Origin of the sequence: Caballeronia sp., from assembly GCF_028292365.1 — a bacterium.
Taxonomy (GTDB): domain Bacteria; phylum Pseudomonadota; class Gammaproteobacteria; order Burkholderiales; family Burkholderiaceae; genus Caballeronia.
Genome location: NZ_JAQGMM010000096.1, coordinates 1 through 10,717, shown reverse-complemented (window position 1 = coordinate 10,717; position 10,717 = coordinate 1). Strand labels below are relative to the sequence as shown.

Sequence of the window (10,717 nt, the reverse complement as noted above, 5' to 3'; positions counted from 1 at the left end):
TGCGCGACCGAGCGCTCGATGGCTTCATCCTCGCTCGCCTCGAACGCGAGCACCGCGTGCAGCGCCGTGTGAAAACCGTTGGCGCTGGAATCGAGTTTGCGAATCTTGATAGACATGCTGGTATCCGGTTGTTTGCCCTGCTCTGCTTGACTCTGCTTTTTACGCGCCGACCGACGCGCGTTCGAACGCATCGAGATACGGCTTCAACGCGGCGCGCTTCAACTTCAGCGCGGCCTGGTTGACGACCAGACGCGACGATATTTCCATGATTTCTTCCACTTCGACCAAATCATTCGCGCGCAACGTATTACCTGAACTGACCAGGTCGACAATGGCGTCGGCCAGACCGACCAGAGGCGCCAGTTCCATCGATCCATACAGCTTGATCAGATCGACGTGAACGCCCTTCGCCGCGAAATGCTCACGTGCCACTTCAACATATTTTGTAGCGATGCGCAGCCGGGCGCCTTGCCGCACCGCAGTGTCGTAATCGAAGCCGTTTTTCACCGCCACCGACATCCGGCAACGCGCAATGTTCAGATCGATCGGTTGATACAAACCGCCGCCGCCATGCTCGATCAACACGTCCTTGCCCGCCACGCCGAAGTCGGCTGCGCCGTATTCGACGTAGGTGGGAACGTCGGTGGCGCGCACGATGATCACGCGCAAATTCGGGTTCGTGGTCGGTAAGATCAGCTTACGCGACGTTTCGGGATCTTCGGTCACTTCCACGCCGGCTGCGGCGAGCAGCGGCAGGGTTTCATCGAAGATGCGTCCCTTCGATAACGCCAGCGTCAACATCGCGCTCGACGGCACCGAACTCAGCGACCGGGAAGTTTGCAGCGAACTCATTGCTCGCCCCCGCTACCCTTGATGCGCCGCACGTTCGCACCCACCGCCGTCAGCTTGCTTTCCATCCGGTCGTAGCCGCGATCCAGGTGATAAATACGATCAATCAGCGTTTCGCCTTCCGCGCACATGGCCGCGATCACCAGACTTGCCGATGCCCGCAGGTCGGTCGCCATCACCTTCGCGCCGGACAGTTTCTGCACGCCGGTCACGAGCGCCGTATTACCGTCGATAGTAATGCTTGCGCCCAGCCGATTCAGTTCCTGCACGTGCATGAAACGATTCTCGAAGATGGTTTCCACCGCTTGCGACGTGCCGGTCGCGAGCGTGTTGAGCGCCATGAACTGAGCTTGCATGTCGGTGGGGAACGCCGGGTATTCCGATGTACGGAAGCTGACCGCCGTCGGACGTTTGTTCATCCGAACGCGAAGCCAGTTCTCGCCTTCCTCAATAGATACACCTGCTTCGTGGAGCTTTTCAATCACGGCTTCGAGCAACGACGGATTCACGTTGCGCAACGTCACGTCGCCGCCGGTCGCTGCGACCGCGCACAGGAACGTGCCCGCTTCAATCCGATCCGGCACGACCGAATGCCGCGCACCGTGCAACTTGTCGACGCCGTGAATCACCAGCCGATCCGACCCGATTCCATCGATCTTTGCGCCCATCGCGACGAGCAGATTCGCGAGATCGCTGACTTCCGGCTCGCGCGCCGCGTTCTCAATGACCGTTTCGCCTTCTGCGAGCACGGCCGCCATCAGCAGGTTTTCCGTGCCGGTGACGGTGATCATGTCGGTGACAATGCGCGTGCCCTTCAGTCGCTTCGCCCGCGCTTCAATGAAGCCATGCTCGATCGTGATCTCGGCGCCCATTGCCTGCAGACCCTTGATGTGCTGGTCGACCGGACGCGCGCCAATTGCGCAGCCGCCCGGCAACGAGACCTTCGCTTCGCCGAAACGCGCGAGCAGCGGCCCGAGCACAAGAATGGACGCGCGCATGGTCTTGACCATTTCGTAGGGCGCCACCAGATTGTCGACTTTCGATGCGTTCAGCCAGACCTTCCCGTCCGCCGATTCCGAACGCAGGCCCATCTGGTTGAGCAATTTGAGCATCGTGCGCACGTCTTGCAGGTTGGGCACGTTTTCCAGATGCACGTCGTCAGCCGTAAGCAGACCGGCGCAAAGAATGGGCAGCGCCGCGTTCTTTGCACCCGATACAACGATTTCGCCCGAGAGCTTCGCGCCCCCGACAATCACGAGTTTGTCCATGCTTGGCGTTCCTTCTACGGAGCTTCCTGCTGCGGCGCCGTTATCGGCGTCGCGGTTGTCTTGAGTGAATCGCACTAAATTTCCAGCCAGTCGGTTACGGGTGATGCGTTGACATCATCAAATGTTCGGAACGCTGCTCAGACGGGTTTCCACTCGGCCGGGGTCAGCGTTTTCATGCTCAGCGCGTGGATTTCCGCGCGCATGCGGTCGCCGAGCGCCGCGTAGACGAGTTGATGGCGAGCGATAGGCCGCTTGCCTTCGAATGCGTCGCTCACGATGGTCGCGAAGAAATGCTGGCCGTCGCCTTCTACTTCGACATGCTGGCAAACGAGGCCGCCAGCAATGTATTCCTTCACTTGTTCCGGAGTCGGCAACATGGAAGTCTCCTGAAAATTAAGCGAATTGATGGATAACGATCAATGACGCAGTTTGTAACCGCTTGCCAGCAAGCGCAGGGCGATTCCCGCCAGAACGATGAAAAACCCGCTGACAATGCCAAGGCTCACGAGCGGGTTGATGTCGGACAGCCCGAAGAAGCCGTAACGGAAACCGTCGATCATGTAGAAGAACGGATTCAGCCGCGACACTTCGCGCCAGATCGGCGGCAGCGTATGAGTGGAGTAAAACACGCCCGACAGAAAAGTCAGCGGCATGATCAAAAAGTTTTGGAATGCCGCGAGCTGGTCGAACTTATCGGCCCAGACGCCGGCGATCAATCCGAGGGTTCCTAGAATGGCAGAACCGAGGATCGCGAAACCGAGGATGTAGAACGGCGCGGCGAAGTTCATGGGAATGAACCACACCGTGACGATAAACACGCCAAGACCGACCGCAATCCCCCGTACGACAGACGCAAGCACATACGCAAAATACATTTCCCAGTGCGATAACGGCGTCAGCAGCGCGAACACCAGGTTGCCCGTGATCTTCGACTGGATCAGCGACGACGAACTGTTCGCGAACGCGTTCTGCAACACGCTCATCATCACGAGGCCCGGCACAAGGAAGCTCGTGTACGCCACGCCCGGATACACCTCGACGTGATTCGTCAGCGCGTGCCCGAAGATCATCAGGTACAAAAGCGCCGTGATGACCGGGGCAAGCACCGTTTGAAACCCAACTTTGTAGAAGCGCAGGAGTTCTTTGTAGAACAGGGTACGAAAGCCGCTCATGAAAGGCCCTCGATCACTTCCGGCTCATTCATCACCTGCACGAACACATCCTCCAGATCGGCTTTGCGCACATCGATTTCATCGAACGTGCAGCCCGCCGCGCGGCATTTCGCCAGAATCGGCTCAACGTCGTCGTAGCTTGCGAGCCGCAACAAATGGTTGGTCCCGGAGGCCGCGCGCGGATCGACTTCCAGCGCTCGCAGCTCAGCGGGCAATACGCCCTGCGTGAAACGCAACGAAAGCTGCATTCCTGCAAACCGCTGCAATAACGTGCTGGTCCGTTCCAGCGCGACGACTTCGCCACGACGCAACATGGCGAGCCGGTCGCACAGCGCCTCGGCTTCTTCAAGATAGTGCGTGGTCAACACGATCGTGTGGCCTTCGCGATTCAGCCGGGAGATGAACTTCCACAGTGTCTGGCGCAATTCGACATCGACGCCCGCGGTCGGCTCGTCGAGCACGATCACCGGCGGCTTGTGGACCAGCGCCTGGGCGACCAGCACGCGACGTTTCATGCCGCCTGAAAGTGCGCGCGTGTTCACGTCGGCTTTCTCGGTGAGATCAAGATTCGCCATGATTTCGTCGATCCAGTCGTCGTTCTTGCGCAGGCCGAAATAGCCGGACTGGATGCGAAGCGATTCGCGGACGGTGAAAAACGGATCGAAGACGAGTTCCTGCGGCACCACGCCCAGCGACCGGCGCGCCTGGCGAAAGTCCGTCACCACGTCGTGACCGAGCACGGAGATCGCTCCGCTATCTGCGCGCGCGAGGCCCGCGAGGATGCTGATGAGGGTAGTTTTACCGGCGCCGTTGGGACCCAGCAGGCCGAAAAACTCGCCTTCTTCTACGACGAGGTTCACGCCTTTAAGCGCTTGCAGCTCTTTGTAGCGCTTCTTGACGTTGCGTATTTCTATGGCTGACATGACAGTGCGCGCGCCGGCGGGGGCTGCGCCTCGATGGGTGCGGATCGGAACCAGAACCGGTCTTTACAAAGCTGAAAGGCGGATAGCAGGCCGAAAAAACGGTTGATTATAGGCCAAACGCGGCAGAGGTTCGCCGCTAGCTAGTCCAGAACAACCCTGCGGGCGCGTTCGATCGATATCGAAACGCGCCGGTAATTCAGCAGGAAAGGGTCAATGTCGGAAGGTGAGGAGCGTGTCTACGCCATAGGCTTGCGCGAGACTGGCAAGCCCGGAGGGAAGGTTGACGACAGCGAGCGCCGCGCCACGCGCCGCTGCCGCGCGTTGCCATGCGAGCAGGACCGCGAGCGCCGACGAATCGAATTGCTTGAGCGACGCGCAATCGACTTCGGTCGCGCCCGCGGCGATCCGCGACAAACCCGCGTCGAGCGCACTTCTTGCGCTCTCGTGCGTGAGCGTCGCGGCGGTTTCGAAGCGACTCACGATGCCTTGCCGTTCGCCAGTTGCTGGTTACGCTGCGTGAGGAATTGCACCAGCCCGTCAACGCCGTGTTGCTGGATCTGCTCGTTGAACTGCTGCTGGTAAGCCTGGATCAGCCACGCGCCGAGCACGTTGATGTCGTAGACCTTCCAGCCCTGAGGCGTCTTGTACAGACGATAGTCGAGCTCGATCGGCGAACCGTTGTTCAGCACCACCGAGCGCACCACCACGTCTGTGTCGGTGGGATCTGCGCGGAACGGCTTGTACTGGACCTGTTGATCGCGAACTTGCGCGAGTGCACCCGAATACGTACGGATCAGCAGCATCTTGAACTGCTCGACGATGTCTTTCTGCTGCTGCGGCGTAGCCGTGTTCCAGTTGCGTCCCATGACGAGACGCGTGGTCCGCGTGAAGTCCGTGTAAGGCAGGATCTTCTCGTTGACCAGTTGCGTGATGCGCGTGATGTTGCCGGACTGGATCTGCTTGTCGGCCTTGATCTGATCAAGCACTTGCGACGTGACCGTCTTGACCAGCCCGTCCGGGGTGGACATGTCGGCAGCCTGCGCGAAGGCGCCGCTACAAAACGCCATCAGCACAGCAAACAGGGGAAGTAGAAATAGTTTTTTCATTACGGACTCTGCAAAAAAAGTGGCCTGGGTTTGAGCGTGGTGTTCACCATGAGTTCATCCTCCACACTCTTTTCGGCCATCAAAAGGCTTTCGTTATATTACCGGGTCGTCATCCTGCGCGCTTTAACGCAGCCTGAACGACGGGAATGACGGAATCCGTGGCGGAACCATTTGGTCCGGCCGCACTGAGGTCGCGCCGGGCTCGCTCGCGGCAGCCGCACCGGAAGCCGCTTCCGATCCCGACGCAGCCACAGGCGCCGCTGTGGTTGCTGAAGCAGGCGCCGCGCCTGCTGCCGCGCCGCTGCCTACATCTTCGTACTTCGGCAGGGATTCATTGCTATCGCTCGCGCTGGTGTCGCCGCCAATCAAGTACTGACGACGCTGCAGATAGGCGTTACGCACGAACGAATACTTGTCGAGCGCTGCGCCTGACAGCACATCGCCGGCGCCAAGCAGGTTGGCGCGCGTGTTGACCAGTTGCACGCCGAACAGCGTAGTGCGGAACCAGCCCGGCTCTACGTAGCTCGTCACGCTGCCGAAATAATCGACAACCGTACCTGCCGTATCACGCACCGTGCTGGGTCCCAGCAACGGCAACACGACATACGGACCCGCCGGCACGCCGTAATGGCCGAGCGTCAAGCCGAAGTCCTGGGTGTGCTTCGGCAGTCCGGCAACACTCGCTACGTCGAACAAGCCGGCCACGCCGAAGATCGAGTTCATCACGACGCGCATGATGTCCGAGACGCCGTCTGCAATCTTCAACTGCACCAGGTTGTTTGCAGCCGTATAAATATCGCCGATATTGCCAAAGAAGTTCGTGACGCTGTCGCGCACCGGCTGCGGCGTAACGTACACGTAACCCTTCGCAATCGGCTTGAGCGCGACTTCATCGATCTTGTCGTTGATCGTGAACATCGTCCGGTTGTAACTCTCGAACGGATCGCCCTTGGTCGGTGTTGTGACGGTTGCACACCCGGCAAGCACCGCCACCATCACAGCCGCGCTGCTTACGCGCATTGCCTGCATTTCTTTTTCTCCTTATTGATGCTGACCCGAAGGCGGCCCCGCACTGCGGGATCGGCCAGCCTTCGACTGCCTGAAATTGCCCGGCTCACGATTATTGACCGGCCGCGCTCGCGCCCATCGCACTCGCGGCACCCGGAAATGCCGGTGCAGCGGGGGTTGCAGCAGGTGCGGCAGAGCTTGCCGGGTTCTTGGAGGCGCCCGAATCCGCCGCCTTGTTGTACAAGAACTGCCCGATCAGATTTTCAAGAACAACCGCCGATTGCGTCATCGAAATGGTGTCGCCCGCTTTGAGCATCTGGTCGTCGCCGCCCGGCTCCAGGCCGATGTACTGCTCGCCGAGCAAGCCCGACGTCAGGATCTTCGCCGACGAATCCTTCGGAAACTGATACTGCTTGTCGAGGTCGATCGTGACCAACGCCTGATACGTATTCTGGTCAAAACCGATCGAATTCACACGGCCCACCGTCACGCCCGCGCTCTTCACCGGAGCACGCGGCTTCAGCCCGCCAATATTGTCGAATTTCAGCTTGACCGCGTAGGTCGGCTGAAACGACAGCGAACTCATGTTGCCCGCCTTCAACGCAAGGAATAACAGCGCCACGAAACCCAGCACCACGAAGAGGCCGACCCAAAAGTCGAGAGCAGCAGTCTTTTTCATCGTCTTCCCAAAGAATCTTGTCGCAGTTTTTTGCGTGAAGGACTGTGCCCTTCACAACGTCCACGAACCGGTGAACCGAAACGCCACGCAAAGAGCGTCGCGGGCCGGCCCGGAGTAATCAGTTGAACATCAGCGCGGTCAGCAGGAAATCCAGCCCGAGCACGGCCAGCGAGCCGTACACCACTGTTTTCGTGGTCGCGCGTGACACGCCTTCCGGCGTCGGCTGGGCCTCATACCCCTGGAACAGCGCGATGAACGTGACGGCAAAGCCAAACACCAGGCTCTTGACCACGCCGTTGCCCACGTCGCTCCAGACGTCGATGCCGCCTTGCATCTGGGACCAGAACGCGCCCGAATCCACGCCGATCATCAGCACGCCGACCACATACCCGCCGAAAATACCGACCGCGCTGAAGATGGCAGCCAGAACAGGCATGGCGATGATGCCCGCCCAGAAACGCGGGGCCACTACCACCTTGAGCGGATCGACCGCCATCATTTCCATGGCGGTGAGCTGCTCGCCGGCTTTCATCAGGCCGATCTCGGCCGTCAGCGACGTCCCCGCGCGGCCCGCGAACAGCAACGCGGTCACCACCGGCCCGAGTTCGCGTACCAGCGAGAGCGCGACCAGGAGGCCGAGCGCTTGCTCGGAGCCGTATCGGTTAAGGGTGAGATAACCCTGCAAACCGAGCACAAAACCGACAAACAAGCCCGAAACTGCGATGATCAGCAGCGAATAGTTACCGACAAACAGGATCTGTTTCGTGACGAGGCGCGGCCGGCGCATCAACGGGAAAAATTCGACGACCAGGCGCAGGAACATGCGCGTGGCGTAGCCAATGGTGCCGAAGCTGCCGAGCACCGTGCGTCCGATGGCGCTGATCATGGCTTTGCTCCGAGCCCAAAATCCGCCGCCAGTGGCGTCGTACTTGGATAGTGAAATTTGAACGGCCCGTCCGGTGTACCGTCGATAAACTGCCTGATCGACGGTTCCTGGGACGCCCGCAATTGCGCCGGCGTGCCTTCAGCCAGAACGCCGCCGTTCGCAATGAAATACACGTAATCAGCAATGGCGAACGATTCCGGCACGTCATGCGTCACCAGGATGGACGTGGCCCCGAGCGCGCTGTTCAACGTGCGGATCAGGTTCGCCGTGATGCCGAGCGAAATGGGATCGAGGCCGGCGAACGGCTCGTCGTACATCATCAGTTCGGGATCCAGCGCGATGGCGCGGGCAAGCGCCACGCGACGAGCCATGCCGCCTGATATCTCCGATGGCGCGAGATCGCGCGCACCACGCAAACCGACCGCGTTGAGCTTCATCAGCACGAGGTCGCGCAGGAGTTCCTCGGGGAGATCGGTGTGTTCTCGCAGCGGAAACGCGACGTTATCGAATACTGACTGGTCGGTGAACAGCGCGCCGAACTGGAACAGCATGCCCATCTTGCGGCGAAGTTCATAAAGACCATCGCGATTCTGGGTGCCGACGTCTTTGTCGCCAAACAACACCTGGCCGCGCTTAGCCTTCACCAACCCGCCAATCAGGCGCAACACCGTGGTCTTGCCACAGCCGGAACCGCCCATGACAGCCACGACCTGACCACGCTTGAAGCGCATGTTCAGGTTCGATAATACGAGCCGGTCGCCGTAGCCGAAATCGACGTCGCGAAGCTCTAGCAAGGTCTCGGGAGAAGCTGACACGGAGGCTGACAATCCTTTTACACAAGAGGCCGAATTATAGGGCCTCTGCATGACAGGTGTCGTGGCGGTCCCTTTCGACTGGTTTAACGGGCTGAACTTTTTTCCGAATCCGGGGCATTATCGCCCGAATTCGTGTTGCAGCGCAGAAATGGCCGCTGCCAGATCGGGCGCCTCTGTAACGGCCCGCACGACTGCGGCGCTTCCGACACCGGTTGACATAATTTGTCGCAAAACCGAGCCGTTAATGCCGCCGATTGCAACGAGCGGCACGATGCCGTCCAGTAAGCGCACATAACGAGCCAAACGAGAAAGACCTTGCGGCGCCGTTGGCATGACTTTCGTCGTGGTCGGGAACACCGCGCCGAGCGCGAGGTAGCTGGGCTTGAAATGCAGCGCCTTCAGCATTTCATAGTAGCCATGCGTCGACAGGCCAAGGCGCAGGCCCGCTTCGGCGATCGCGTTCAGGTCGGCCGTCTCCACGTCCTCCTGTCCGAGATGCACGCCGTACGCGCCAGCCTTGATGGCTTCCTGCCAATGATCGTTGATAAAAAGCTGCGCCTCGTGCTTCTTCCCCGCTGCCACCGACCGTTCGATTTCCTGGTTCAAATCGCCGGAATCGGTGGTCTTGCGGCGCAATTGCGCCGTTTGGACGCCATGGTCGAGAACCCGTTCGACCCACTCAGCGCTCGGCAGGACGGGATACAGGCCCAGCCTGTCCGGACAAGGGGGAAACGGTTTCGAAGGCGCTGCCGGCAAGTTCGCGACCTTCGGAAACGTAGAAAAATCGATGGGCCACGCGTCGAGTTCATCCAGATTGGCCGGACGCCACGCGAACGCCAGCACAAGGGCATCGTGCGGTTCGAAACCGCAATCGAGGAATGCGGCCAGCGCGGCCGGCCAATCGTCCGACCATTCGCCTTCCAGCGCATAGTCGACGTTATCCAGATACAGCGTCGCCCGGCCCGCTTCTACCTCCAGACGTCCGACTCCCGAGGGTAGCGGCTCGACCGCTGCGCCCACGATCAAATCGCCCGAGCGCGGATGATCCGGCTTGCTTAAGCAGATTCGCCATGACTTCGATGCCGCCGGCCACTCGCCCAGCCGCCGCCGGATTCGCTCCGCGGCTTCCAGCAGTTCATCGGCGGGCGGCCAAAAACCTTCCTTATCCAGCAACACCATACTCATGCGGCACTCCCGTCTTGATGCCAGAACGGCATGCCGACCACCGGCGTGCTCGCTTGTGCGCTATCACGCTCGGCCATTGGCCCGGCGAGATAAGCCATCCGCCCCGCTTCGACGCCCAGCGCAAATGCGCGCGCCATCTGCGGCGGAAACGTCGCCTGTGAAACAGCCGTGTTCAGCAACACGCCGTCAAAACCCCACTCCATCACCTGGCACGCGTGCGACGGCACGCCAAGACCGGCATCAACGATCAGCGGCACGTGCGGCAACCGTTCGCGCAAGGTGCGCAATCCATAGGGATTCGTCACACCTTTCCCCGTTCCGATAGGCGCACCCCATGGCATCAACGCCTCGCAGCCGACATCAAGCAGGCGCCGGCCGATCACCAGATCCTCCGTGCAATACGGCAGCACCTTGAAACCTTCGCGGATCAGTATTCCAGCGGCTTCCACGAGGCCGATCGGATCGGGCTGCAGCGTGTAGTCGTCGCCAATCAGTTCGAGCTTTAGCCAAGGGGTATCGAAGAGTTCGCGGGCCATGCGCGCCGTGGTCAGCACTTCGTCCACGGTCTGGCAGCCGGCCGTGTTGGGCAACAACGCGACGCCGTGACGCTTGAGGACATCGAAGAAACCGGCTTCGCCCGTGTTCGACTGGCGCCGCAACGCGATGGTGACCATGCCGGGACGGGCGGCATCGATGGATTCCGACAGCGATTGCAGCGACGGATAGCGCGATGTCCCCAGCAGCACCCGGCTCGGAAACGACGTGCCGTAGAGGGTGAGGGTATCGGCGGTGGTGATGGTGGAAGTCATGATTCGATTCCTGTTAG

General features: G+C 60.4%; 13 protein-coding genes. All 13 read right to left on the bottom strand.

Annotated elements, in window-relative coordinates; translation table 11 throughout:
* Positions 1–159: 159 nt before the first annotated feature.
* Positions 160–852, bottom strand: coding sequence for an ATP phosphoribosyltransferase (hisG, locus tag JWR14_RS06070; RefSeq protein ID WP_299703085.1), 693 nt, complete (start codon positions 850–852; stop codon positions 160–162).
* Positions 849–2,117 (bottom strand): UDP-N-acetylglucosamine 1-carboxyvinyltransferase, encoded by a 1,269-nt coding sequence (gene murA, locus JWR14_RS06065; RefSeq protein WP_299703082.1) that lies wholly within the window; start codon positions 2,115–2,117, stop codon positions 849–851. The genes hisG and murA overlap by 4 nt, the downstream gene beginning before the upstream one ends.
* Positions 2,118–2,254: 137 nt before the next feature.
* Positions 2,255–2,494, bottom strand: a complete 240-nt coding sequence (locus JWR14_RS06060) for a BolA family protein (protein WP_299703080.1) — start codon at positions 2,492–2,494, stop codon at positions 2,255–2,257.
* A 39-nt stretch (positions 2,495–2,533) separates the two neighbouring features.
* Positions 2,534–3,289, bottom strand: coding sequence for an ABC transporter permease (locus tag JWR14_RS06055; protein ID WP_299703078.1), 756 nt, complete (start codon positions 3,287–3,289; stop codon positions 2,534–2,536).
* Positions 3,286–4,212 carry an ABC transporter ATP-binding protein gene (locus tag JWR14_RS06050; RefSeq protein ID WP_299703076.1) on the bottom strand — a complete coding sequence of 309 codons (927 nt, stop codon included), beginning with the start codon at positions 4,210–4,212 and terminating at the stop codon, positions 3,286–3,288. The genes JWR14_RS06055 and JWR14_RS06050 overlap by 4 nt, the downstream gene beginning before the upstream one ends.
* Before the next feature lie 210 nt (positions 4,213–4,422).
* Entirely contained in the window at positions 4,423–4,692 is a 270-nt protein-coding gene (locus tag JWR14_RS06045; RefSeq protein WP_299703073.1) for an STAS domain-containing protein, read from the bottom strand.
* Positions 4,689–5,318, bottom strand: a complete 630-nt coding sequence (locus JWR14_RS06040) for an ABC transporter substrate-binding protein (RefSeq protein ID WP_299703070.1) — start codon at positions 5,316–5,318, stop codon at positions 4,689–4,691. Before JWR14_RS06040 ends, JWR14_RS06045 begins: the two co-directional genes overlap by 4 nt.
* Before the next feature lie 123 nt (positions 5,319–5,441).
* Positions 5,442–6,347 carry a VacJ family lipoprotein gene (locus JWR14_RS06035; protein WP_299703067.1) on the bottom strand — a complete coding sequence of 302 codons (906 nt, stop codon included), beginning with the start codon at positions 6,345–6,347 and terminating at the stop codon, positions 5,442–5,444.
* A 91-nt stretch (positions 6,348–6,438) separates the two neighbouring features.
* On the bottom strand, positions 6,439–7,005 hold the full coding sequence (mlaD, locus tag JWR14_RS06030) for an outer membrane lipid asymmetry maintenance protein MlaD (protein WP_299703065.1): 567 nt from the start codon (positions 7,003–7,005) through the stop codon (positions 6,439–6,441).
* 118 nt (positions 7,006–7,123) lie between these two features.
* Positions 7,124–7,891, bottom strand: a complete 768-nt coding sequence (mlaE, locus tag JWR14_RS06025; protein WP_299703063.1) for a lipid asymmetry maintenance ABC transporter permease subunit MlaE — start codon at positions 7,889–7,891, stop codon at positions 7,124–7,126.
* A complete protein-coding gene (locus JWR14_RS06020; protein WP_277035367.1) occupies positions 7,888–8,706 on the bottom strand; it encodes an ABC transporter ATP-binding protein in 819 nt (272 codons plus the stop codon). The genes mlaE and JWR14_RS06020 overlap by 4 nt, the downstream gene beginning before the upstream one ends.
* Before the next feature lie 117 nt (positions 8,707–8,823).
* Positions 8,824–9,885 (bottom strand): thiamine phosphate synthase, encoded by a 1,062-nt coding sequence (gene thiE / locus JWR14_RS06015; RefSeq protein ID WP_299703087.1) that lies wholly within the window; start codon positions 9,883–9,885, stop codon positions 8,824–8,826.
* Positions 9,886–9,887: 2 nt separating this feature from the next.
* Positions 9,888–10,700, bottom strand: coding sequence for a thiazole synthase (locus JWR14_RS06010; protein ID WP_299703058.1), 813 nt, complete (start codon positions 10,698–10,700; stop codon positions 9,888–9,890).
* Between the last annotated feature and the right edge of the window lie 17 nt (positions 10,701–10,717).